Annotated in this window: 23 protein-coding genes, 1 tRNA gene and 1 riboswitch; of the genes, 9 read left to right on the forward strand and 15 right to left on the reverse strand. The window is 61.9% G+C overall.

The window, feature by feature from the left end; all coding sequences use genetic code 11:
• Positions 1 to 6: 6 nt before the first annotated feature.
• The 4 genes from BSY16_RS13360 to BSY16_RS13375 all read right to left on the reverse strand — a co-directional run bounded on the left by BSY16_RS13360 (position 7) and on the right by BSY16_RS13375 (position 4,083).
• On the reverse strand, positions 7 to 1,062 hold the full coding sequence (locus tag BSY16_RS13360) for a sensor histidine kinase (protein ID WP_069060115.1): 1,056 nt from the start codon (positions 1,060 to 1,062) through the stop codon (positions 7 to 9).
• Positions 1,063 to 1,509, reverse strand: coding sequence for a response regulator (locus BSY16_RS13365; protein WP_069060116.1), 447 nt, complete (start codon positions 1,507 to 1,509; stop codon positions 1,063 to 1,065). It lies immediately after the preceding gene.
• Positions 1,506 to 3,002 carry a sensor histidine kinase gene (locus BSY16_RS13370; RefSeq protein WP_069060117.1) on the reverse strand — a complete coding sequence of 499 codons (1,497 nt, stop codon included), beginning with the start codon at positions 3,000 to 3,002 and terminating at the stop codon, positions 1,506 to 1,508. Before BSY16_RS13370 ends, BSY16_RS13365 begins: the two co-directional genes overlap by 4 nt.
• A 115-nt stretch (positions 3,003 to 3,117) precedes the next feature.
• Positions 3,118 to 4,083 carry a DMT family transporter gene (locus tag BSY16_RS13375; protein WP_353652366.1) on the reverse strand — a complete coding sequence of 322 codons (966 nt, stop codon included), beginning with the start codon at positions 4,081 to 4,083 and terminating at the stop codon, positions 3,118 to 3,120.
• A 113-nt stretch (positions 4,084 to 4,196) separates the two neighbouring features.
• Between BSY16_RS13375 and BSY16_RS13380 the strand changes: the two genes are divergently transcribed.
• Together BSY16_RS13380 and BSY16_RS13385 are read left to right on the forward strand one after the other, a co-directional pair.
• A complete protein-coding gene (locus BSY16_RS13380) occupies positions 4,197 to 5,102 on the forward strand; it encodes a DMT family transporter (RefSeq protein ID WP_069060118.1) in 906 nt (301 codons plus the stop codon).
• Positions 5,103 to 5,195: 93 nt separating this feature from the next.
• Positions 5,196 to 5,858 (forward strand): S24 family peptidase, encoded by a 663-nt coding sequence (locus tag BSY16_RS13385; protein WP_069060119.1) that lies wholly within the window; start codon positions 5,196 to 5,198, stop codon positions 5,856 to 5,858.
• A gap of 20 nt (positions 5,859 to 5,878) precedes the next feature.
• Here BSY16_RS13385 and BSY16_RS13390 read toward each other — a convergent pair whose 3' ends face one another.
• Positions 5,879 to 6,616, reverse strand: a complete 738-nt coding sequence (locus tag BSY16_RS13390; RefSeq protein ID WP_286157223.1) for a transporter substrate-binding domain-containing protein — start codon at positions 6,614 to 6,616, stop codon at positions 5,879 to 5,881.
• Between BSY16_RS13390 and BSY16_RS32740 the strand changes: the two genes are divergently transcribed.
• Together BSY16_RS32740 and BSY16_RS13395 are read left to right on the forward strand one after the other, a co-directional pair.
• Positions 6,509 to 6,739 carry a hypothetical protein gene (locus BSY16_RS32740; protein ID WP_286157241.1) on the forward strand — a complete coding sequence of 77 codons (231 nt, stop codon included), beginning with the start codon at positions 6,509 to 6,511 and terminating at the stop codon, positions 6,737 to 6,739. The two genes, BSY16_RS13390 and BSY16_RS32740, sit on opposite strands and share 108 nt — an antisense overlap.
• 75 nt (positions 6,740 to 6,814) lie before the next feature.
• A complete protein-coding gene (locus BSY16_RS13395) occupies positions 6,815 to 8,758 on the forward strand; it encodes a glycosyltransferase family 2 protein (protein WP_069060121.1) in 1,944 nt (647 codons plus the stop codon).
• A 99-nt stretch (positions 8,759 to 8,857) separates the two neighbouring features.
• On the opposite strand, the gene BSY16_RS13400 is transcribed toward BSY16_RS13395, so the two are convergent.
• Positions 8,858 to 8,931 (reverse strand) — tRNA-Gly (locus BSY16_RS13400).
• 773 nt (positions 8,932 to 9,704) lie between these two features.
• Here BSY16_RS13400 and BSY16_RS31950 point away from each other — a divergent pair.
• Positions 9,705 to 10,205, forward strand: coding sequence for a hypothetical protein (locus BSY16_RS31950; RefSeq protein ID WP_150129960.1), 501 nt, complete (start codon positions 9,705 to 9,707; stop codon positions 10,203 to 10,205).
• On the forward strand, positions 10,192 to 10,725 hold the full coding sequence (locus tag BSY16_RS13405) for a hypothetical protein (protein WP_069060122.1): 534 nt from the start codon (positions 10,192 to 10,194) through the stop codon (positions 10,723 to 10,725). Before BSY16_RS31950 ends, BSY16_RS13405 begins: the two co-directional genes overlap by 14 nt.
• Before the next feature lie 512 nt (positions 10,726 to 11,237).
• Here the strand turns inward: BSY16_RS13405 and BSY16_RS13410 are convergent.
• Positions 11,238 to 12,344: a 2'-deoxycytidine 5'-triphosphate deaminase gene (locus BSY16_RS13410; protein WP_150130051.1), complete on the reverse strand. Its 1,107-nt coding sequence runs from the start codon at positions 12,342 to 12,344 to the stop codon at positions 11,238 to 11,240.
• A 79-nt stretch (positions 12,345 to 12,423) separates the two neighbouring features.
• Positions 12,424 to 12,502: riboswitch (SAM riboswitch) on the forward strand.
• Positions 12,503 to 12,545: 43 nt separating this feature from the next.
• On the opposite strand from BSY16_RS13410, the gene BSY16_RS13415 reads away from it, so the two are divergent.
• Together BSY16_RS13415 and apaG are read left to right on the forward strand one after the other, a co-directional pair.
• Positions 12,546 to 13,730 (forward strand): O-succinylhomoserine sulfhydrylase, encoded by a 1,185-nt coding sequence (locus BSY16_RS13415; RefSeq protein WP_069060124.1) that lies wholly within the window; start codon positions 12,546 to 12,548, stop codon positions 13,728 to 13,730.
• A 122-nt stretch (positions 13,731 to 13,852) separates the two neighbouring features.
• Complete coding sequence (apaG, locus tag BSY16_RS13420; RefSeq protein ID WP_069060125.1) at positions 13,853 to 14,245, forward strand: Co2+/Mg2+ efflux facilitator ApaG/CorD; 393 nt, start codon at positions 13,853 to 13,855, stop codon at positions 14,243 to 14,245.
• A 16-nt stretch (positions 14,246 to 14,261) separates the two neighbouring features.
• On the opposite strand, the gene BSY16_RS13425 is transcribed toward apaG, so the two are convergent.
• The 3 genes from BSY16_RS13425 to BSY16_RS13435 all read right to left on the reverse strand — a co-directional run bounded on the left by BSY16_RS13425 (position 14,262) and on the right by BSY16_RS13435 (position 17,580).
• Positions 14,262 to 15,254, reverse strand: coding sequence for an Hsp33 family molecular chaperone (locus tag BSY16_RS13425; RefSeq protein ID WP_069061534.1), 993 nt, complete (start codon positions 15,252 to 15,254; stop codon positions 14,262 to 14,264).
• Between the two features lie 196 nt (positions 15,255 to 15,450).
• Positions 15,451 to 16,362, reverse strand: a complete 912-nt coding sequence (gene argF, locus BSY16_RS13430) for an ornithine carbamoyltransferase (RefSeq protein WP_069060126.1) — start codon at positions 16,360 to 16,362, stop codon at positions 15,451 to 15,453.
• Between the two features lie 27 nt (positions 16,363 to 16,389).
• Positions 16,390 to 17,580 (reverse strand): aspartate aminotransferase family protein, encoded by a 1,191-nt coding sequence (locus BSY16_RS13435; RefSeq protein ID WP_069060127.1) that lies wholly within the window; start codon positions 17,578 to 17,580, stop codon positions 16,390 to 16,392.
• Between the two features lie 425 nt (positions 17,581 to 18,005).
• Between BSY16_RS13435 and BSY16_RS13440 the strand changes: the two genes are divergently transcribed.
• Entirely contained in the window at positions 18,006 to 18,542 is a 537-nt protein-coding gene (locus BSY16_RS13440) for a GcrA family cell cycle regulator (RefSeq protein ID WP_069060128.1), read from the forward strand.
• A 133-nt stretch (positions 18,543 to 18,675) separates the two neighbouring features.
• Here the strand turns inward: BSY16_RS13440 and phoB are convergent, their stop codons facing one another.
• Genes phoB through pstC form a run of 5 tightly spaced genes read right to left on the reverse strand, consistent with a single transcriptional unit; the run spans position 18,676 to position 23,792 of the window.
• Complete coding sequence (gene phoB / locus BSY16_RS13445; RefSeq protein ID WP_069060129.1) at positions 18,676 to 19,359, reverse strand: phosphate regulon transcriptional regulator PhoB; 684 nt, start codon at positions 19,357 to 19,359, stop codon at positions 18,676 to 18,678.
• 14 nt (positions 19,360 to 19,373) lie between these two features.
• A complete protein-coding gene (gene phoU, locus BSY16_RS13450) occupies positions 19,374 to 20,102 on the reverse strand; it encodes a phosphate signaling complex protein PhoU (protein WP_069060130.1) in 729 nt (242 codons plus the stop codon).
• A 50-nt stretch (positions 20,103 to 20,152) separates the two neighbouring features.
• A complete protein-coding gene (pstB, locus tag BSY16_RS13455) occupies positions 20,153 to 20,968 on the reverse strand; it encodes a phosphate ABC transporter ATP-binding protein PstB (RefSeq protein WP_069060131.1) in 816 nt (271 codons plus the stop codon).
• Positions 20,969 to 20,982: 14 nt separating this feature from the next.
• Positions 20,983 to 22,311 carry a phosphate ABC transporter permease PstA gene (pstA, locus tag BSY16_RS13460; RefSeq protein ID WP_069060132.1) on the reverse strand — a complete coding sequence of 443 codons (1,329 nt, stop codon included), beginning with the start codon at positions 22,309 to 22,311 and terminating at the stop codon, positions 20,983 to 20,985.
• Entirely contained in the window at positions 22,308 to 23,792 is a 1,485-nt protein-coding gene (gene pstC / locus BSY16_RS13465) for a phosphate ABC transporter permease subunit PstC (protein ID WP_069060133.1), read from the reverse strand. Before pstC ends, pstA begins: the two co-directional genes overlap by 4 nt.
• Positions 23,793 to 23,929: the final 137 nt, after the last annotated feature.

The raw sequence follows: 23,929 nt of genomic DNA on the forward strand, positions 1-23,929 counted from the left end.
ACAAACTCACGCCGCGCGGGAAGGCTCTCCCATGCGGACCAGCAATTCCGCCCGTGTGCCGGCAGGGCGATTGGCATATTCCAGCTTTGCGCCGAGGCTGCCCGCCATCGCACCGATGATCTTGGTGCCAAGGCCGGTGCCGCGCACAGGCCCCTCGCCGCGCCAGCCGATGCCATCATCCTCGACGAAGAGCAGCGCGTTTTGCGCATCGAGCCGGGTGAAGCCGACGCGCACCTCGCCACCCGTTTCGCCATAGGCATATTTGAAAGCATTGGTGACGAGCTCGGTGACGATCACGCCCAGCGAGACGGCGCGGTCGGTCGAAATATGTAACGGCTCCAGCATGCGGTTGAGACGCACGTTGCGGCCCTGGCTCTTCATCGAGGTGTCGAGTTCGGACAGCAGCGTCGAGAGGTAGGCGCCCATGTCGACATTGCGCACATCCTCAGACGTGTAGAGCCGGCGGTGAATGCCGGCGATGGCGGTGATGCGGGCCTGCGTTTCGGCAAGCGCCTCCTTCACCGCCTCGTCGGACGCGCTCGACATCTGCAGCCGGATCAGGGCCGCGACGAGCGCCAGCGAATTGCCGACGCGGTGGTTCACTTCGGCGAGTAGCACCTCGGCCCGCTCCTTGGCGGTGCGGATTTCCTGCTCGGCCCTCAGCTTCGCACGCTTCAGTTCCGCATTCTCCAGCGCCTGGCCAAGCGCGTTGGCGAGCAGCGGCATGAAGTCGTCGCCGACGGACTTGATGACATAATCCGCCGCACCGGCCTTCAGGGCCTCCACGGCGACCTGCGCATCGCTCGAGCCCGTTACATAGACGACCGGAACGGCACCCGGCGCATCGGCAAGCTCCCGAAGAAAGGCAAGGCCTGTACCGGATTTCAGGAAATGGTCGAGCACGACCGTGTCGAAACCGCCCTCGGCAAAAAGCGCGCGGCCGCGTTCCACATCCTCCGCATGCGACACCTCATAGCCGAGGCGGCCGAGCGCACGCTCCGCGAGCCGGGCAAGAATCGGGTCGTCGTCGATATAGAGGATGCGGACGGGGCCTTCCTTCATTTACTGCGTCTCGGGAATCTGGATCACGGAGAAGAACAGGCCGAGCTGGCGGATCGCATGCGCAAAGCTTTCGTATTCGACCGGCTTGGTGATGTAGACATTGGCGCCGAGATCGTAGCAGCGCTGAATTTCCCGCTCGTCGTCCGTCGTCGTCAGGATGACGACCGGCAGGCGCTTGGTGTGGGTGTTGGTCTTGATCTTCTGCAGGATGTCGATGCCCGACATGTCCGGCAGGTTGAGATCGAGCAGGATCAGCAGGAACCTGCCGGCACTGGCAAGACCCGAGCGATCCTTGCCGAGCACGAAATCGAGCGCTTCGGTGCCGTTGGTGAAGGGCACGACCTCGTTGTGCACGCCGGCGCGGCGAATGTTCTTCTCGATGAGGCGCGCATGGCCCTCATCGTCCTCGATCATGACGATTGTGACTTCCTTGCCCAGTCCGTTCATGCCTGCATACTCCTGACAACTTTGCTGAGGTCGGGCGGCAGACGAAGCACGAAGGTCGTCCCCTGCCCGAGTTCGGATCTAACGACAATATCACCGCCAAGATTGCGCATCAGTGAACGCACATGCGCCAGGCCGATACCTTCGCCGGGCCTGTCCTGCGTGCCGGAGCGGCGGAACAGTTCGAAGACCCGCTCGTGATCTTCCGGCGCGATGCCGCGGCCATTGTCGGTGAACTCGATATAGAAGCCGGCCCGGCCCGCATTGCGCGCCTTGACGGAAATGCGCAGCGGCCGATCCGGCGCTTGATACTTGATGGCATTGTCGAACAGGTTGCCGAACACCTGCTCGAGCGACAGCCGGTCGGAAATGACGGTTGGCAGTTTTTCGTCGATGGTGATCTCGCCATCGGATTCGCTGACCTGATGGGTGAGCGCTGCAGCCCCCGTCTCGACGAGCGCCTTGATGTCCACGCGCTCGATCTTGAGTTCGCGTCGCCCGTCACGCGAAATCTTCAGGATGGCATTGATCAGCCCGTCCATCTTCTTGGTGGAGGAGCGGATGAAGCCGATCGCCTCCGGCAGATCCTCGGAAACGGCCCGGCGCGCCTCGAGGATATCGTCCACGCTTGGTGGCTTTTCGTCGGCCAGCACGTAGCCCTGGATGGCAGAGAGCGAGGCTTGCAGCTCGCTGGTAAAGCCCATGATGTTGACGAGGGGCGCGCGCAGGTCGTGGGTGACGATATAGGCGAAGCGCTGGACTTCCTGGTTGGCGCGGATCAGCTCCTCCGTCCGCTCATCGACGCGCTTTTCCAGCGTGGCGTTCAGCGTCTCGACTTCACGGCGGGCGACGACGATGTCGCGCGTATACTGGGCGACAATGACGGCAGCGCCACCCAGTACGCCGATGATGGCAATGGCGCCGATGACCGTCGTCCATTGCAGCGCGCCTGCGGACCACAGCGTATCGATGACGCCCTCCTGCAAGCGCCTGTCCGCATCGGCCATGATGTCACCCAGCTGCGTGCGCAGCTCATCCATGATAAGGCGGCCGCGGTCCGTCTTGACCTGCGCCACGGCTTCGGCCGTGTTGCCTTGCGCGACCGCCTCGACCGTCTCGGCGAGTTCGACGAGCTTTTCCGAGACGAGACGCCTTATGTCAGGCGTGCGCTCGGCATAATGGGGGAAGCGCGACGCTTTTTCTTCAAGCGACCTCTGCCGCTCCGTAACGGCCTTCAGCGCATCATCGTAAGGCTTTCGGAAATTCGCCTCGCCGGTGATCACGAAGCCGCGCTGGCCGGTTTCGGCGTCCTTGATGGTCGAAAGCAGGTCGGCCGCGGCGCTGCGAACCTCGCGCACCTCGATCAGTTCGGCAAAATAGGTCTGCACCTTGCTGACGAGCCAAAGCGACGTGCCGACAATGCCGAGCAACGAGATCATGCCTGCAATCAACAGGATGATAGTCGAGCGCACGAATGCGGCGTTCGATATCGGCATTCCACCCCCCGGTTAGCGCCGTCTACAGGACGGCGACAATATCGTTACAGTGCCCGCTTGCAACCGACGAAGCCGGAAAAGCAGGGAATCTTTTGGTTGTTTCACCCCTTAACGCTCATGTGCGAACCCGTAAACGCCCCGCGAACCGCTCAGTGGCAATGATGATCAAACCGGCGGAAAAGATCAGCACCGCACCGGCGAAGACGTTCGAGCCGGGTACGTCGCTCCAGATGAGATAGCCGAGCGCGAAAGCCCAGACGAGCGAGGTGTACTCAAAGGGCGCCAGCACGGAAACCGGCGCGCGGCGCATGCCCTCGAACAGTGCAAACTGGCCGATGCCGGCAAGTACGCCCGTTCCAGCCATCAGCACGAGGTCAAGGCCGGACATCGGCTGCCAGACGAAGGGCACGACCAGGGCGGTGTAGAGGACGAACAGGCCGCTCGATATGGTCATCTGCACTTGCGTGCGCTCCTGCAGGGCCGTCTTGCGCAGAAGCACCGTCGCGATCGCCCAGAAGATGGCGGCCTGCAAGGCGAGATAGACGGGCAGCGACAGTTCGAGCCCCTTCACCGCGACCCCGCAGGCGACCACGACGCCGACGAAGCCGGTCGCGACGGCAAGCCAGCGGTAGCCCGGCACCTTCTCGCCGAGGATCGGCACGGAAAGGATCGTCATGACGATCGGCGAGGCATAGTAGAGCGTCGTCAACTCGGCGAGCCCGAGATCGCGCGCCGCCGTATAGTAGGAAAGCCAGGCCGCCAGCAGCAGGAGATTGCGCAGGAAAAGCGGTTTCAGCACGGGCGAGTGGCGCGCAGCCGTGAGAATCGGGCGCCCGCCAAAGGCGAAACAGAGCGCAAAGATCGTGACGCTGCGCACGAAAAGGATCTGCCAGACCGGCAGGGCCACCACGAGCCATTTCACGGAAGCGTCCTGCACGGAAAACAGGAAATAGGCAAACGACGTCAGTAGAATGCCGGAAGAAACAGTCTTTTGCACGGGATGAACCTCGACGGCGCGGCAAAGGCGCGCCTCACCCTTGATAGCGCGCCGCTCGACGCCGCGAAAGTGGTAGGAAATCACGGGGAGGAAATTTTTCCCACCCACGGCGTCACGCCTCGTAAACCACCACGAAAAGTCCGGTGACGTGCAAGTTTACACGTGCAAGCACGGCGGGACGGGTATATGCGCGGACCATGGATTCCAAACGACTCGGCTACGCCTTCACCCTGCTTGCGATCCTGATCTTCAGCCTGCAGGACGCCATTTCGAAACATCTCGGCAGTGCCTATCCGCCTGTCTTTATCGCGATGCTGCGCTTCTGGGCTTTTGCCGCCTTCGCCGTGGCGTTGGGCGCACGCAGTCCGGGTGGTTTGAAAGTCGTGGCGGCGACGAAGCGGCCGATCCTGCAAATCCTGCGAGGCATTCTTCTCGCCGTCCAGATCGTCATCACCATCACCGCCTTCACCACCGTTGGCCTCGCCCATTCGCAGGCGCTCCTGGCATCGGGCCCGATCTTCGTCGCGCTGCTGTCAATGCCGCTGCTCGGCGAGCGCGTCGGCTGGCGCCGCTGGACGGCGATCGGTGTCGGCCTGTGTGGCGTGCTGGTCATCCTCAACCCAGCCGGCACCGACTTCGACCTCTCCGTGCTGCTGCCGCTCGCATCCGCGTTGATATTTGCGCTTTATGTAATCGCAACGCGCCTTGTGAGCCGGGATGATACGGCCTCAACAAGCTTCTTCTACACCGGCGTGGCGGGTGCCGCGGCGATCTCCCTCGTCGGACCTTTCTTCTGGACCAATCTTGCCCCTGTCGACTGGCTCTGGATGGGGCTGCTCTGCATCACCGGCATGTCGAGCCACTATTTCCTGATCCGGGCCTACGACCTGCTCGACGCGGCGGCCGTCCAGCCGCTGACCTATCTCCAGGTCGTGCTGGCGGCGATCATCGGCGTCAGCATCTTCGGCGAAACGCTGAACATCAACATGGTTGTGGGCTCCGCCATCGTCGTCGCCGCCGGCATCTTCACCATCTGGCGCGAAAGCATCGTGGCGCGGCGGCGCGCAGCCGAAAATCAGGCGAAAAACGACACAGGAAAATAATCCTTTTTCTTTACTCGCAAACCGTCCTTGGCTATGCTTCCGATCAATCGGACCGGCACTGGCCGGTCCGCCGCCTTGGCAGGGTTACACAACATGTTCTCCCATGACCGGATCTGGGCCGCGATCGACGCCCTTGCCGAACGCAACCGGCTCTCCCCGTCCGGGCTTGCCCGTCGTGCCGGGCTTGATCCGACATCCTTCAACAAATCGAAGCGGCAGGGCGCGGACGGCCGCCAGCGCTGGCCCTCGACGGAATCGATCGCCAAGGTGCTCGACGCGACGGGCGCCTCCATCGACGAGTTCTTCACCTATACCGATGCCGTGCGCGAGGCCGTCCTGCAGCAGGACAGTTTTCCTCCCCAGATCGGCACCATTCCCCTGCTCGGCTTCGCCCAGGCAGGCGCCGGCGGCTTTTTCGACGATGGCGGCTTTCCGGCCGGCCAGGGCTGGGACGTGGTGGAGTTTCCCGCCTCGCCGGCCCACAAGGCGGGTGTCTATGCGCTTGAGGTGCAGGGCGACAGCATGATGCCGCTCTATCGCGACGGCGACGTCTTGATCGTCGAGCCCGGCGCGCAGGTGCGACGCGGCGACCGCGTCGTGGTGAAGACCCGGGAGGGCGAGGTCATGGCCAAGGTGCTGCACCGCCAAAGCCCGCGCACCATCGAACTCGTCTCGCTGAACCCGGACCATCCCAACCGCAACTTCGATATGGACGATGTGGACTGGATCGCCCGTATCATCTGGGCGAGCCAGTAACAGGCTGGAAATGCTCCAACTCAGCCGCCGTAGAGGTTGATCGGGAAATACCGCAAATAGATTTCCTGCAAACGGCCGTTGCGCGACAAAGCCAGCAGGGCGTGATCAATCGCCTCGGCCAGCACGGCGTCCTCCTTGCGGACCATGATGGCCAACCCTTCGCCAAGAAACAGCTCGGACAGATAGGGACCGTCGAAGAGGCGGCAGCAGCCGGCGGAATCCGTCCCGTTCGTCCAGAAGGCCAGTTGCAGGCCATCGCCGAACACCCCATCCACCTTGCCGTCCTTCAAGGCCGCAAGCAGCGCCGCACGGTCGGGAAACGCCTCCGGCTGGATGCGCGGGAAGAACGTGCCCAGCATCGCCTGGTGCGCGCTGCCTGCGATGACACCCACCCGCTTGCCATACAACGCCGCAGCGCTCTCCCCGGCTGGCGCCGTTTTCCTTGCCACGGCGAAGCGCGCGGGCAGGCGCATGAACGGCCGGGAGAAGACAAAACGCTCGCGCAGTTCTGCCGTAACGGCCACGCCCGCAGCAACCGCCTCGCCATTGCCGTCCACCAGCGCCTTCTCCAGTTCCGGAAAGGTCACGGCCTGAACCTGGCATTTGTCCGTCAGGGCAAGTTCGCGGCAGATTTCGCGAATGAGATCGACGTGAAAGCCGGCGAGCTTGCCTGTCTGGTCGATGAAATTGAAGGGCGGGAAATCCACGGTGGTCAAAAAGCGCAGGCGGACGATCCCCGAAAGGTCCGGGCGGGCAATGCGCTCGCGCGTGTCGAAGAGGATCGGCAGATCAACCGACGGCCGTTCCTGCGCGGCAGCGCCAGGCGGGGCCACCGCAATCAACAGGCAAAGCGCAACAAGCCAGTGAAATTTAAAGGATGAAATTCCGCTATACACCATTACAATCAACTTGGGGTTTCAATGGGGCGCTGCCGTTCAAACGGCACCGGGGGCTGCATGCGACTGGCAGAATATCCCGATGACGTCGCTTTCGCCACTGCAATCGGCATTGCGCCGGCATGCCCGGCGCCGCAGGCCGAGTTGCACGTTCCCGCTTGCCTGATGTCGGAAGCCCGTCTTTTCCGCAGGCTGGGCCTCTCCAAAACCTTGATCTCGACGATGCTGGTTCAGGCGGGCCGGCATGGCACGACCCTCGAGGCAGAGTTTCTCGCGAGCGGTGTGGTTTGCGAGGCGACATATTATGAAGCCCTTGCCGAAATCCTGGGCCTGCCCTTCCTGCCGCAACTGGACCCAGAGCAGATCGAGGATATCCCCGACGCCGACACGCAGTTGATCGAGCCGACGATCATCAGGATCCGCCATCCTACCCAGGCTCCCCTCACGGTGATCGTGCCGAGCGCCGAAAGGCTCGCTTATCTGGGCGAAAGCTTGCATTTCTCTCCCGCCCTTCGCACGATGCTGGCTGCCACCACGCCCACCGCCCTTCGTGCAGCCTTGTGGGAGGCCGGCGGTTCGCGGCGCCTTCGCGAAACGGTCGACCAGCTTTTTCGCGGCATGCCCGAGGCCAGCGCCCGCATTACATTGTGGGGACAGCAGGGTTTTTATACCGGAGCGGCGGTATCGATCATGGCCGTGCTAACCATCGCCGCGCCGGAGATCACGCTGCTCCTGCTGCATATCGTGCTGAGCTGCTTCTTCTTCGCCTCGTTTTCCATACGCCTTGCGGCAATGCGCACCGGTGAACGCGCCGGAAGCCGGCCGCTGCCCCGCCCCCCGGCGGTTCGGCGCCCCGTCTACTCCGTCTTCATCGCGCTCTATCGGGAAGCGGCCGTTGTCCCGCAACTCATCGACACGCTGAACCGGCTGGAATGGCCCGTCACTTGCCTCGACATCAAACTGATCTGCGAGGCCGACGACGAGGAAACGCTCGATGCGCTTGCCGCCGTCCGCCTCGGCCGGCAATACGAAGTGGTCAAGGTCCCGCCCGGTCAGCCCCGCACCAAGCCGAAAGCGCTGTCCTATGCGCTTGGCGCGGCGCGCGGCGAATACCTGGTGATCTACGATGCGGAGGATCGGATCGATCCCCTGCAACTCGAAGAAGCCTGGCGCACATTCGAGGCGGGCTCGCCGGATGTCGTCTGTCTTCAGGCGCCCCTCGTCATCACCAATGCGCGCGAGAGTTGGCTGAGCGCGCTCTTCGCCCTGGAATATGCCGGCCTGTTCCGCGTGCTACTGCCGCGCCTGGCCGCCGCCCGCCTGCCCATGCCGCTTGGCGGCACGTCGAACCACTTTCGCACCCGCGTTCTAAAGCAGGTCCGCGGGTGGGATCCCTACAATGTCACGGAGGATGCCGATCTGGGCCTGCGGCTCTATCGGCTGGGATATCGGTGCGGCACGATCACCAGGCCGACCTATGAGGAGGCCCCGACCACGATGCAGGCCTGGCTTGGCCAGCGCACGCGCTGGTTCAAGGGCTGGCTACAAACCTGGCTGGTACTGATGCGCCAACCTGCGCAGCTGGTGCAGGACATGGGGCTCGGGCCGAGCCTCGTCTTCCAGGTGCTGATCGGCGGGCTTATTCTGTCGTCGCTGGCCCACCCGCTCATCGTCGGCTATCTCGGCCTCATCGCCTGGCAGCTTGCCTTCCAGCAGGCCTACACTGTCGGGCCGCTTCACCTGACCCTCTTTGCGATCGACATCGTCAACATTTTCGGAAGTTACGCCGTCTTCATCGCGCTCGGCCGCAAAGGCATGACGCCGCAGCAACGGGCTGCAGTCGGCTGGCGCTGGACGATGACACCCGTCTACTGGCTGCTCGTCTCCCGGGCAGCCTGGCGCGCCGTTGGCGAATTGCGCAGCAACCCCTTCTTCTGGAACAAGACGGCCCACCGCCCCACGCAAACGGTGCCGGAGCGCCCACCTGCACCCGAAACCGTTTGATAATGCAGACAGGATCGCGAACGGCAGGTGTAAAACACACCGAAAACCGTCCGAAAAACGATTGGCTTGGATGTCGCACAAGGCCCTGACAAATCGGGCTGGAGCGGGTAGCGGGAATCGAACCCGCGCGTTCAGCTTGGGAAGCTGACAGGCTACCATTACATCATACCCGCAAGGCAGCGCGACGGCGCAGTCATTCAACAGTTCGCCGGGCGTGTCAAGGCGAGGAGTTTGGAGAGCTCGCAGTGCGGGAGGATTGATCTTCGCATTATAATTAGTCCGCCAAACATCATGGGTTCCCGGTAGATTCTCCTGATCAAAGTAGCAGACGCACAACCGTCCAATTCAACACTTCCATCGGCCTCTTCACGGTTAGACACCGGGGCTATGAGTTGCAGGAGTTGAACAGTAATTCCTCAGTCCGGTTTCCGCTTGCCCCACAAGTCACAATCTGCTGGTGACTGACGCATCCCGCGACGGGACGAATGCCAGCACGTGCGACAGCGCTACAAAATAAAGTGGCGGCTGAGGAGCAGACGCAGCCGCTCAAATCCTGCCTGGGATCGTCATCCGCATGGGCCGAAACCGCGACGGCGGGTTTGGCGACACCGCGACAACGGAGCGGACGGACGGACGGACGGACGGAGTAGAGCCTGACGCGCCCAAGGGCGCGGGCAATACAATATCATGATTTCTTGACGTTTTTTTGATCGATCTGCGTGTGCCGGTCTGGTTGACACAATCAAGATGCACAGCCTAGGTTGTGTTTGGAATCGATGATAATCAATCAAAAGTGAACCTAACTTTGTCCGTTACCCATAGACGCAGGATGAAGTCAAAAAAGGTCGTGATAGCGTGACGAGAATGGCAAGCGATTTAACTGCCCTAGCGCAACGGCGACAATGAATTTCTTGTTGAAACGCAATCAAAATATAAGAGTAGCAAATTGATAGCTTCTATTGTTGTCGTTCTAATATATATAATTTTCTTCAGAAAAATACGTGGTTCATTATTTGCTTTTCTCGCGGTTATCATTTTGTTTTTTATATATTCCTATTACGATCGCGAGAATTTTTTTCTGCGCGCAAAGAGTGAAGCTGCATTAAAAATTGGGGTTGAATACGTTCTCCAAAAACGGGAATTTTCGGACTCCACCCCAAGCGAATTCATAAAGAAAAACCCAAGATGCTGCTCTGTATCTCAGTATTACGATGGGCAAGCTGAGAGTTACGTTACCCCAAGCGAACTCGATAATAGAAGTATTTTTAGCGTCGTGAATGACAAGTTGTTTTCTTTGACTGGTTTAGAATACTACGTTGTATTTGTCACTTTCCCCGGTGAAACCTCTTCCTCTGTTGTCGAAATCTCCGGAAATGGGGGTAGAGGAAGCTCCACCATCGCAAAATCACCCGCTAGCATAGAAGGAGACGGCAATGACTCACACTGAGCATTGGAGTGCCGTATCAGTTGAGAACGCAACCCTTGCGTTTCTGTATGGGACATTTCAGCCGCCATCGGATTTTGAGGAAAGGCTTCGTGAGAAGTCGGAAGGCGGGCAGCAGATTACGGTCGATCTGAACTCCTTTATGACTGATGGCCCTGGTCGATATGTTAGCCCAGCGAATTTTGCTGTGGTACAGAAATTCTTTGATACAAGTATTTTCATTCCAGATGATGAATATGATAGCGTCGCCGATCTATATGCGGCGATGAAACTTCCAGCGCCGTCGAGCTTGACCCTTCAAATTCAGCAATATGGGTTGGATATATTTTCGAATGACTTCGCGCAGCGTGCTTATGTGTGGGGAACAACCGGTTTTACGATTACCTCGGCAAAATTCGTGGTCGCCAATGGCGTTCGCAGTATCGTTGAGTTTACGATAGGCGTTGAGGAGGAGAATTTTGACTATACGGGAGGGGAAGAAAACCCTCCTAGAAAATTCAAGCCATCTATACTTCAACAGTAAACGTAATCAGCGCACACCTCAAGCCGCACAAGAGGGCATGCTATACATAGAATCCCGCCCACCACCCCCAGCAGAGAAGCCAGAATTCATCAAGGTATAGTTCGATGACTAACTAGCGCCTCGTCCGAGCAAAAATGCCGTGCATTCACGCGACATTTTCATGCTCGTGGTACAGTTGATGACTGCTCTCCAGAGCTTGGCCCCATCATGCCTCGTTCTTTTGGGCCGAGCGCACGATTACATGAATACTCAGTGCGCATGCTGCAGGCGCACTGGTTCCAAGGGTGATTCACCATCCGCTCAGCCAAGCCTGTTCGCCTATACCGTGTAAGCCCGAGACAAAAGTCGAATGGCAGTGCCTCTATAAGACGGCGCCACCGCACCGTGTTCGTGAGCACCAGTTATCAAACCAACCATCGTGCGAGTTTTGTTTGATAACAGAGGATGCCACCGCTGCAAACATTGTGGACCACAAGCGCAACACAACGGTGACCTCGTCTTCGCGAGCAGCTTTATCCGACGCGGAAATGCTTGGAGAGTTTTAGTCCCTGTGCCTGATAGTTCGATCCGAGACCGGAGCCGTAGAGGCCTTCCGGCGTATCCAGCATGTGCTCGTAGACGAGGCGGCCGACGATCTGGCCGTGTTCTAGGATGAAGGGCACTTCGTGGCTGCGCACTTCGAGCACCGCGCGGCTGCCGGAGCCGCCGGCCGGGGCGTGGCCGAAGCCCGGATCGAAGAAGCCGGCATAGTGCACGCGAAATTCGCCGACGAGCGGATCGAAGGGCGTCATCTCGGCGGCGTAGAGCGGCGGGACGTGCACGGCTTCGCGCGAGACAAGAATGTAGAACTCATCCGGATCGAGGATCAGTTCGTTGCGGCCGCGGCTGAACAGCGGCTCCCAGAAATCGAAGATATCGTGCTGGTTCTTGCGATCGACATCGACGACGGAGGTGTGGTGCTTGCCGCGGTAGCCGATCAGGCCTTCCGGGCCGGTGCCCTTGAGGTCGATCGACAGCGCGATGCCGCCGCCGGAAACGTTCGGCGTTTCGCTGGCGACCAGCGTATCGCTCACGTGCAGCGCCAGCAGTTCGCTCTCGCCGAGCAGGGCCTTGCCCTTGCGGAAGCGGATCTGCGACAGGCGCGAGCCACGACGCACGACGATCGGGAAGGTGCGCGGCGAGATTTCGAGATAGAGCGGGCCGGAATAGCCGGCCGGGATCTTATCGAATTCCTGGGCACGATCGGTGATGACGCGGGTGAAGATATCGAGGCGGCCGGTGGAGCTTTTCGGGTTCGCCGAGGCGGCGAGTTCCGCCGGCAGGTCGAGGCTTTCCATCAGCGGCACGATATAGACGCAGCCGGTCTCCAGCACCGCGCCCTCGGACAGATCGATGACGTGCAGCTTCAGCCGGTCAAGCTTGTCGGCAACGAGATGGGACGGGCCGGGCAGGAAGCTGGCGCGCACGCGAAAGGCGATCGCGCCGAGGCGCAGGTCCAGGCTCGCCGGCTGGATCTGGTCGTCGTCGAGGGGCGTTTCACTCGTCAGCCGTCCGCTGTCGAACAAGCCGCGAATGGCGTTGTCCGCCAGAATGCCCGTGCTGCGCACCGCAGAAGCCATCATCGTATCGTCCCATCAGAAGGTCCGCACAAAACCAAATGCCGGCAATTGACGCAAGCGCGGCCAAGCAGTATTAGCAAGGTTATCCCGTGGTGATTTGGCCGGCCGGCTTGCAGCCACGTAAAACAAGTAGCTAAAAAGGCCGGGTTTAAAACCGGCCTGCTTTTGCGGCCGGTTTTTTTGTTTGAAGGCGACGATCACATGAGCAAGTCCTGGCGCCCGGCCACCCAACTCGTTCACGGCGGAACCACCCGCTCCCAGCACGGCGAAACCGCAGAAGCAATCTTCCTCACGCAGGGTTTCGTCTATGACACGTCGGCTGCGGCCGAAGCCCGCTTCAAGGGCGAGACGGATGGCTTCATTTACGCCCGCTACGGCAGCCCGACCAACGACATGTTCGAAAAGCGCATGTGCCTGCTGGAAGGCGCCGAAGATGCACGCGCCACCGCGTCCGGCATGGCAGCCGTGACGGCTGCGATCCTCTGCCAGCTGAAGGCCGGCGACCATATCGTCGCCGCCCGCGCGCTGTTCGGTTCGTGCCGCTGGGTCGTCGAGACGCTCGCGCCGAAATACGGCATCGAATGCACGCTGGTCGATGGACGCGACCTTTCCAACTGGGAAAAGGCCATTCAGAAAAACACGAAAGTGTTCTTCCTGGAAAGCCCGACCAATCCGACGCTGGAAGTCATCGACATTGCCGGCGTTGCCAAGCTTGCCAACCAGATCGGCGCCAAGGTCGTCGTCGACAACGTGTTTGCAACGCCGCTCTTCCAGAAGCCGCTGGAACTCGGCGCGCATGTCGTCGTCTATTCCGCGACCAAGCATATCGACGGCCAGGGCCGCTGCCTCGGCGGCGTCGTGCTGTCCGACAAGGAATGGATCAACGAGCATCTGCACGACTATTTCCGCCACACCGGCCCGGCCATGTCGCCGTTCAACGCCTGGACACTGCTGAAGGGCATCGAGACGTTGCCGCTTCGCGTCAAGCAGCAGACGGAAAATGCCAGCCGCATCGCCGATTTCCTCGCCGAGCAAAGCCAGGTTGCCAGCGTGATCTATCCGGGCCGCAAGGACCACCCGCAGGCCGACATCATCGCCAAGCAGATGACGGGCGGCTCGACGCTCGTCTGCTTCGAGCTGAAGGGCGGCAAGGAAGCGGCCTTCGCGCTGCAGGATGCGCTGCAAGTCGCGAAGATCTCCAACAATCTCGGCGACGCCAAGAGCCTGATCACCCATCCGGCGACGACGACGCACAAGAACCTGACGGACGAGGCGCGTGCCGAACTCGGCATGTCGGCCGGCACGGTCCGTTTTTCCGCCGGCATCGAGGACAGCGAAGACCTGCTCGAAGATTTTGCCCGCGCGCTCTCCAAGGTCAAAGCCTGACCTTCAGCGACAGATGGACAAATACGGAGGCACCGGCCGATGCGGCCGGTGCCTCTTTGCTTATCCTTGACGAAACCACATTCCTGTAGAATAGCAGGAGCTAATCAGTTCAAGGCTTGCCCATGTATCGTGCGCTAACCCGCGACATCGAAGTGACCGTAGAGCCGTACTATCTGGCCGACCAGTCCGACCCCGATGATAGCCGCTATGTCTGGGGTTACCGCGTCGTCATATCCAACCATTCCGACGTCGCCGTGCGGCTGATGACACGCTACTGGCACATCACCGACCAGAACGGCCAGGTCGACGAGGTCAACGGTCCCGGCGTCATCGGTGAACAACCGACGCTGCGCCCCGGCGATACCTACGAGTACTCTTCAGGCTGCCCGCTCGAAACACCGTCCGGCATCATGTTCGGCCGCTACCGCATGGAGGCGGAGAACGGCGAAGCCTTCGACGTCGCCATTCCTGCCTTCTCGCTGGATACACCAGGACAACCGCGCACCCTCAACTGAGGATGCGCTTGGGGGCCTATTGCGGCAGGACTTCCGTCGCGTCGAAGCGGTAGGTCGTCGAGCAGAACTCGCAAGTGACCGAGATATCGCCCTTGTCGTCCGCCGTGTGCGCGATATCGTCGGCGCTGAAGCCGACCAGCACGCCCTTCAGCTTCTCGCGCGAGCACGAGCAGCGGTCAAAGACCTGCTGCGGCTGGTAGACGCGTACGCCGCGCTCGTGGAACAGGCGGAACAGCAGCCGTTCGGTGCCGACAGTCGGGTCCGTCAGCTCATCGGCGTCGATCGTCTCGACCATCGCCTTGGCTTCGGCCCAGTTGTCGTCGTCATCGATCTTGTGGCCGACATCGTCGCCATCGCCGCCGGGCAAATCCGGCTGGCGCATGCGTTCCGGCGCCTGCGGCAGGAACTGTGCGACCATGCCGCCGGCCCGCCAGCGGTGGCGCACCTTGCCGGCCTCGTCACGATCGAAGAGCTCGGCAACGCCGAGGCGCACCCTGGTTGGAATCTGCTCCGACTGGCGGAAATAGACGCCGGCAATCTCCTCCAGCGTCTCGCCGTCGAGCGGAACGATGCCCTGGTAGCGCTGCGTGTGTGTGCCCTGATCGATCGTGAAGGCCAGAATGCCCTTGCCGAGCAACTCATGCGGCTCCGTCGTGCCGGCGGCGATGGCAGCATCAAGGGCTGCCTGATCGAAGCGGGCATAGGCGCGCACATTCTCCGGTGCGGAGAAATCGGCAACGAGCAGGTCGACCGGGCCGTCGCCCTTGGTCTGGACGATCAGCTTGCCTTCGAACTTCAGCGAGGTGCCGAGCAGCACGGTAAGCGTTATCGCCTCGGCGAGCAGCCGAGCGACGGGGGCAGGATAATTGTGCCGGCCCAGAATGGTATCGAGCATGGGACCCAGCTGCACGGCACGACCGCGCACGTCGAGCCCTTCCACCTGAAACGGCAGGATATGGTCGTCGCCGGAATAACCGAGCTCACCGAGTTTCAAGGCATTGTCAGCCATCATCATTCTGCTCCTTGCACACCGGGAAGCCACCGGGCCATGGGCCCGGCTGCTTGCGACCGGCATTCTACCGTGATTCAGCGCGCTATCACCCGGATCATTCCATACCGGACGGGCATGCGCCAGAGAGAGCGCCTTCCAGCGCCCTGTGATGGCCCCTAGATCGTATCGGCCGGCGTGTTTTTCAAGACGCGCGTCAGACGGCGCCGAGGCACCAGGCGAGGATCGACTTCTGCGCATGCAGGCGGTTTTCCGCCTCGTCGAAGACCACCGACTGCGGGCCGTCGATCACCTCGTCGGTGACCTCCTCGCCGCGATGCGCCGGCAGGCAATGCATGAAGAGCGCATCGTCGTTCGCCCGCGCCATCAGCTGCTTGTTGACCTGATAGGGCTGGAAGATGTTGTGGCCGCGGGCGCGGTGTTCCTGGTTCATCGAGACCCAGCAGTCGGTGACGACCAGATCGACGCCGTCGATGATCGCCTCGGGATCATGGCCGAGCAGGATATTGCCGCCATTGTCGCGCGCCCAATTCAGGATCTTGTCGTCCGGCTCGGAGCCCATCGGCACGGCCATCCTCATCGTGTAGCCGAAGCGGGCCGAGCCCTCGACGAAGGAATGCAGCACATTGTTGCCGTCGCCCGTCCAGGCAAAGGTCTTGCCCTTCGTCGAGCCGCGATGCTCCTCGAAGGTCATGATGTCGGCCATGATCTGGCAGGGATGCGTCAGGTCCGTCAGCGCGTTGATGACAGGCACGGTGGCATGTTCGGCAAGCTCCAGCAGACGGTTATGGTCCGTCGTGCGGATCATGATGGCATCGACGTAGCGCGACAGGACCTTGGCGGTGTCGCCGATCGTCTCGGCGCGGCCAAGCTGCATCTCGGTGCCGGACAGGAACAGCGTCTCGCCGCCGAGCTGGCGCATGCCGACATCGAAGGAGACGCGGGTTCGGGTGGACGGCTTCTCGAAGATCATCGCGAGCATCTTGCCGGCGAGCGGCTTTTCTTCCGTGCCGGCCTTGCGAGCGGCCTTGCGCGTGTGCGCATCGTCCATGATGACGCGGAGATCGCTTTCCGAAACGGCGGAAAGGTCGAGAAAATGCTTGGCCATGATGTGTCCTGTCTGTCTCGGTCCTGCTTATGCGGCTTTCGCCGCCGTCAGCTTTTCGGCTGCGCGCTCGATGCGGGCGAGCCCCTCGCGCGCCTCTTCCGCCGTGACGGTAAGCGGCGGCAGAAGCCGCAGCACGTTGTCGCCGGCGGGCACGCCGAGCAGCTTTTCCGCACGCACGGCCTTCAGAAGGTCGGCGACCGGAATCTTTGCCTTGATGCCGAGCATCAGGCCTTCGCCGCGGACATCCTCGATGATCTCCGGGAAACGGTCCTTGAGGGCCGCAAGGCCCTGGCGGAAGACGAGGGCGACGTCGCGGACATGATCAAGGAACCCGTCTTCCAGCACGACGTCGAGCACCGCATTGCCGACAGCCATGGCGAGCGGGTTGCCGCCATAGGTCGAGCCATGTGTGCCGGCGACCATGCCGGCAGCCGCTTCGTTCGTGGCAAGGCAGGCGCCAAGCGGGAAGCCGCCGCCGATGCCCTTGGCAACCGCCATGATATCCGGCGCAATACCGGACCATTCATAGGCGAAGAGGCGCCCGGTGCGGCCGACGCCGGACTGCACCTCGTCGAGGATGAGCAGCAGGCCGTACTCGTCGCAGAGCTGGCGAAGCTCCTGCATGAATTCCTTCGGAACGGGGCGGATGCCGCCCTCGCCCTGCACCGGCTCGATCAGGATGGCCGCCGTTTCCTCGGTGATCGAATCCTTGACGGCTGTGATGTCGCCGAAGGGGACCTTGAGGAAGCCCGGCGCCTTGGGGCCGAAACCTTCGATGTACTTTTCCTGTCCGCCGGCCGCGATGGTGGCGATCGTGCGGCCGTGGAAGGCGCCGTCGAAGGTGATGATGTGAAACTTGCCGGGGTGGCCCTTGGCGAAATGATAGCGCCGCGCCGTCTTGATCGCGCATTCCAGCGCTTCCGCCCCGGAATTGGTGAAAAACACCTTGTCGGCGAAGGTCGCCTCCGTCAGCCGGCGGCCAAGGCTTTCCTGGCCCGGAACCTCATAGAGGTTGGACAGGTGCCAGACCTTCTCGGCCTGATCCTTCAGCGCGGCGACGAGATGGGGATGCGCATGGCCCAGCGAATTGACGGCGACGCCAGCGGCGAAATCGAGATATCGCTCGCCATTTTCGGCGATCAGCCAGACGCCCTCCCCGCGCGTGAACCGGAGCGGTGCACGCATATAGGTTTCATAGAGCGGCGCGGCATCGGCCATGGCGCAGGTCCCCCGAAAAGAGATGCGGAAAGATTCGTTTACGGCTTGACTTTTCCAGGCTTTAGAAAAATCAAAAACCGCCTTTCGGCGGCATGCGGCACTATCAGCATTTCTCCCTGCAATGTCAATGAAATGCACGTCTAAAATGCCGCTGAACCTACCGCAACGTGAGGATTCACGATACGCGCGCAAGGTGTCGCTCTTGAGTCACACCAGGGCAGCAAGTTGGGGAAAACTCCGAAATCGATTCGCACCGATTCCCGCGACTCTTGTCACAGAGTCCCCCGAACTCTAGGTTAAAGACCAATTACTAGACTGCAAGCGGCGGAACTAGTCACCAAAAGAGTTAGGGCGTTCAAGTTCCGGACCCATCCGGAACGCGATGAGGGATTCCCGCATCGCGAGCGTCGAACGGAGACGAGAAGATGAACTGGACAGACGAGCGGGTCGAGAAACTCAAGAAGCTCTGGAGCGAAGGTCTGAGCGCGAGCCAGATCGCAGCGCAGCTCGGCGGCGTCAGCCGTAACGCCGTCATCGGCAAGGTGCACCGCCTGAACCTGCCGGGCCGCGCGAAAGCCGGCGGCACGCCGACCGCCGCCCGCCCGAAGCGTCCGGCCGTTGCAACGCCGCGGCCGTCGAACTTCGCGGCCCGTCCGGTCCCCGCTCGCGTGGCGGCGCGCCCGACCGGCGCGATCCTCGCCAAGGAAGACATCGACGCCGATTTCGACGCACAGACGGAGCAGCTTCCGGTTCCCGCCAACGGCAACAAAGTGGTTGTGCCGATGTCGCGGAAGCTGGAACTGACCGAGCTGACCGAGCGCACCTGCAAGTGGCCGATCGGCGACCCGCTGAACGACGACTTCCACTTCTGCGGCAACGAGTCCCCGGACAACTCACCCTACTGCACCTACCACCAGCGCCTCGCCTACCAGCCATCGGCTGAACGGCGCCGGATGCGCTAGCAGAAACGAAGAGCTGAATGCGATGAGGGCCCGGAAGGGCCCTTTTCTTTTGTGCTGGCGAGAGACGCGCAGCCCCAAAAACGCAAACAGGCCCCGAAGGGCCCATTTCCGTCCTTGGGAGGAAACGCTTGGCTCAGGTTTCCAGCGAGTAGCCAGCGCCGCGAACGGTGCGGATGACGTCCTGCATGTTGGCGAAGTTGAGCGCCTTGCGCAGGCGCCCGACATGCACGTCGACGGTGCGCTCGTCGACATAGATGTCATGGCCCCAGACGCCATCGAGAAGCTGCGAGCGCGAGAAGACGCGGCCTGGCGAGGTCATCAGGAACTCCAGGAGGCGGAACTCCGTCGGGCCGAGGCGGACCTCGCGGGTGCGACGGTGCACGCGATGCGTCTCGCGGTCGAGTTCGATATCGCCGCAGCGCAGCACCGTCGAGACGACCTCGGGTTTTGCACGGCGCAGCATGGCGCGAACGCGCGCGACGAGCTCCGGCGTCGAGAACGGCTTGACGACATAGTCGTCGGCGCCGGTCGCTAGCCCGCGCACGCGCTCGCTTTCCTCGCCGCGTGCCGTCAGCATGATGATCGGCAGGCGCTCGGTTTCCGGACGCTGGCGCAGCCGCCGGCACAGCTCGATGCCCGAAACGCCCGGCAGCATCCAGTCGAGGATGAGAAGGTCCGGCAGGCGCTCCTGCAGGCGCATCTCGGCCTCGTCACCGTTCAGGATCGTATCGACCTCAAAACCTTCGGCCTCGAGATTGTAGCGCAGGAGGACGCTGAGCGCCTCCTCGTCTTCGACGACGGCAATTCTGGGCACCATGGAGGTGAAACTCCTTACTCGGAGGCGTCGGTAACGTCGGCAGTGACCACCGACGTCGTGGTGTCGTCCTTCGGGCGTTCACCCTCGGGCTGCGAGCCGGTCGCCATGTAGTAGATGGTTTCCGCAATGTTGGTCGCGTGGTCGCCGATGCGCTCGATGTTCTTGGCGCAGAACAGGAGATGCGTGCAGGGCGTGATGTTGCGCGGATCTTCCATCATGTAGGTCAGGAGTTCGCGGAACAGCGACGTGTAGATCGCGTCGATCTCGTCGTCGCGCTCGCGGATGGCCTTGGCCTTCTCGATCGAGCGGGTCGCGTAGACGTCGAGGACTTCTTTCAGCTGCATCAGTGCGAGTTCCGCGAGATGCTCGAGACCGCGGGTGAGCTTGCGCGGCATGCCCGAGCTCTGCACCGCGATGACGCGCTTGGCGGTGTTCTTGCCAAGGTCACCGACGCGCTCCAGTTCGGCCGCGATGCGGATGGCGCCCATGATTTCGCGCAGGTCCGCCGCCATCGGCTGGCGCTTGGCGATCGTGACGATCGCCTTCTCGTTGATCTGGCGCTCGGCAGTGTCGAGGATGACGTCCTCGGAAATGACCTTCTGCGCCAGAGCGCCATCGGTCGCGACCAGGGCGCGGACGGCATCCGCAACCATCTGCTCGGCCGTGCCGCCCATCTCGGAGATGCGGCGGGAGAGGTACTTCAGTTCTTCGTCGTAAATCGAGACGATATGGGTCGATGACATGGTTCTGTCCTTAATGCGCTCGGGTTTTCAGGGCTTTGGCGACGATCGCGTCAGCCGAAGCGGCCCATGATGTAGTCCTGCGTGCGCTGGTCGTCCGGGTTGGTGAACATCTTGTCGGTGTCGTTCTCCTCGACGAGATTGCCGAGGTGGAACATGGCGGTGCGCTGCGAGACGCGGGCCGCCTGCTGCATCGAGTGCGTCACGATGACGATCGTGAAGTTGGCGCGCAGCTCGTGGATCAGTTCCTCGACCTTGGCGGTCGCGATCGGGTCGAGCGCCGAGCACGGCTCATCCATCAGGATGACTTCCGGGCTGACGGCGACGGCGCGCGCGATGCAGAGGCGCTGCTGCTGGCCGCCGGAGAGACCGGTGCCGCCTTCCTGCAGACGGTCCTTCACCTCGTTCCAGAGGCCGGCCTTCTGCAGGCTCTTTTCGACGATGGCATCCATGTCCGCCTTCGTCTTGGCGAGGCCGTGGATGCGCGGGCCGTAGGCGACGTTTTCATAGATCGACTTCGGGAAGGGGTTCGGCTTCTGGAACACCATGCCGACGCGGGCGCGCAGTTCCACGACGTCGATGCTCGGATCGTAGATGTCATCCGTATCGAGCGTGATCCGGCCGGTGACGCGGCAGCCTTCGATCGTGTCGTTCATGCGGTTCAGCGTGCGCAGGAACGTCGACTTGCCGCAGCCCGACGGGCCGATGAGCGCAGTCACGGTGTTTTCGCGGACGTTCAGGTTGACGTCGTAGAGGGCGCGCTTGTCGCTGTAGTAGACCGAAACGTCCTTGCCGATCATCTTGATGGAAATGTCGTTCATTTTCTTGTCCAGCGCTTTCTCGACTGCTGCTTCTGACATGATGTTCATCTGTCTATAACCTTCTACCAGCGCCGTTCAAAACGGCGGCGCAACAGGATTGCACCCACATTCATGAGGATGAGGAAGATGAGGAGGATGATGATCGCTCCCGACGTGCGCTCCACGAAGGCGCGTTCCGCCTCGTTCGCCCACATGTAGATCTGCACCGGAAGGGCCGTTGCGGGCTCAAGCGGCGTTGACGGAATGTCCGCGACGAAGGCGACCATGCCGATCAAGAGCAGCGGTGCGGTTTCGCCGAGCGCATGCGCCAGGCCGATGATCGTGCCCGTCAGGATGCCCGGCATGGCGAGCGGCAGGACGTGGTGGAACACGGTCTGCATCTTCGAGGCGCCGAGGCCGAGGGCCGCTGCACGGATCGACGGCGGCACGGCCTTGAGAGCGGCGCGGGTCGCGATGATGATGGTCGGCAGCGTCATCAGGGTCAGCACCAGGCCGCCGACGAGGGCTGCCGAGCGCGGGAAACCCGCGAAGTTGACGAAGACGGCGAGGCCGAGCAGACCGTAGACGATCGACGGCACCGCGGCGAGATTGTTGATGTTGACTTCGATGAGGTCGGTGAAGCGGTTCTTCGGGGCGAACTCCTCGAGATAGATCGAGGCGGCCACACCGATCGGCAGCGACAGCGCGAGCACGATCAGCATCATGAAGAGCGAGCCGACGGCCGCGACGCCGACGCCGGCGGCTTCCGGACGGCTCGATGCGCCGTTGATGAAGATACCGGTATTGAAATGCTTGGCGAGCGCGCCGGTTTCAGCAAGCTGGTTCATCCAGCCGAGCTGCTTGTCGGAGATCTTGCGGTTGCTCTCCGCGACGGAGAGATCGATCTGCCCCTTGAACGCTGAGTCGAGATCGCCGTGGGCGAGGAAGGTGACCGTCTGCGTGGTGCCGATGAGTGCCGGATTGGCCGTGATGAGGTCACGCAGCTGAACGCGGACGCTGTCCGAGATCATGCCGTTGACCGCCTTGAGGCCGGCGCGGTCGTCTTCGCTGACGCCGAGCACCTTGGCAAGTGCGTTGCGGGCAACGACCGGATAGTTGGCCGAGACCAGCTTCTGCGGATTGGTGGCGCGCTCATTGTTCTTGTCGATGATCTGTTCCGAGAATTCGACCGGAATGGTGATCATCGACTGCTGGAAGGCGGTATAGCCCTTGGAGACAACCGAAAACAGCAGGAGGAACAGGAACAGTAGGCCAAAGCTGATTGCGGCCATGCCGTAGAGACGGAAGCGCCGTTCGGCGGCGTAGCGGCCACGCAGACCGATATCGCGGCGTTGAGGCTTGGCGGCAGCACCTAGGGCGGCCATCGAGGGGCTCGTAGAGACCTGGCTCATTCGTACTGCTCCCGGTATTTGCGCACGATATAGAGGGCGTAGATGTTAAGGCAAAGCGTGATGACAAACAGCGTGATGCCAAGCGCGAAGGCCACCAGCGTCTGAGGCGAGGTGAACTCGAGGTCCCCCGTCAGCTGGTTGACGATCTTGACCGTCACCGTCGTCATCGGCTCGAACGGGTTGAGCTGCATGCGGGCGGCAACACCGGCGGCCAGCACCACGATCATGGTTTCGCCGACGGCGCGCGATGCGGTCATCAGGAGTGCGCCGACGATGCCGGGCAGTGCCGCCGGCAGGATGACGCGCTTGATGGTTTCCGAGCGGGTGGCACCGAGGCCGAGCGAGCCGTCACGTAGCGCCCGCGGCACGGCGGTGATGATGTCGTCCGACAGCGAGGAGACGTAGGGGATCAGCATGATACCCATAACGAAACCGGCGGTCAGAACGCTCTGTGCCTGGATGAAGTTCGAATAGTTGCCGGTGACGAGACCGTTCAGCTGGGCGGAGATGTCGCGCAGGAACGGGCCGACCGTCACCAGGGCAAAGAAGCCGTAGACGATCGTCGGAATGCCGGCGAGCACTTCAAGCAAGGGCTTGGCAACCGAACGGACCGTGCGCGAGGCGTATTCGGACATGTAGATCGCCGCGAAGAGGCCGACGGGCACGGCAACCAGCATAGCGACGAAGCCGATATAGAGCGTGCCAGCGAGCAGCGGGATCAGGCCGAACTGACCGGACGAGTCCGTCGCACCGGCGGCGGCAAAGCGCGGATCCCACGTCGTGCCGAAGAAGAATTCCCAGGCAGGCACCATGTTGAAGAAGTGGATGGCTTCCGTCGCCATGGAAGCAACGATGCCGATCGTCGTCAGAATGGCGATCGAGGAGGCCGCGATAAGGCCGACCAGCATCACCCCTTCGACGCGGTTGCGGGCGCGGAACCTTGGCGCGATCGACCGATAGGCAAAGAGGGAACCACCGACTGCCGCGAGGACGACAAGGATCGACAGCATCATGCTGCTCGTGCCCGTCATGCGGTTATAATCGTCCGCAGAGGTCAGCATGTAGGGCGCCGGATCGGCTGCCAGCGGTACACCCTTGCCGGCCAGAACGGTGCGCGCGGTGGCGCCATCCGCAAACACCCCAGCCCGCTCTTCGGGCGAGAGCAGCCGCAGGCCGCGGGCGATGGCGCCGATCATGTTGTAATTGAGGTTCTGCGTCGCCTGCGGTTCGGCCTTCACCTCATCAGGGAAGCCGGCGCGCACGGTAGAGCTGATATAGAACGGGCTCGCGATGATCCAGACGAGGAGCACGGCGATCGCCGGAAGCATGGCCCAGATGGCAACGAAGGAGCCATAGTAACCCGGCCGGGAATGCAGGTTGGAAAGTTTACCGCCGGAGAGCGCGTTGGCGCGCCAGCTGCCGACCAAATAGCCCGCCACGCCGATGACGGCGATGATGAGCAGAAGAAAGGAAATACTCATTTAGGAAACTCTCCCGGCGAGATCATCCGCGCTGTCATTTTGTTTGTCGCAACCCCAGACGCAAAACCGCTCATGCACTTTTGCTGGTGTTGCTCCGAGCGTGCCCAATCGCCCGCCCCGACCGTTCGACAAGGCGT

The sequence above is a fragment of the Sinorhizobium sp. RAC02 genome (genome assembly GCF_001713395.1).
Taxonomy (GTDB): domain Bacteria; phylum Pseudomonadota; class Alphaproteobacteria; order Rhizobiales; family Rhizobiaceae; genus Shinella.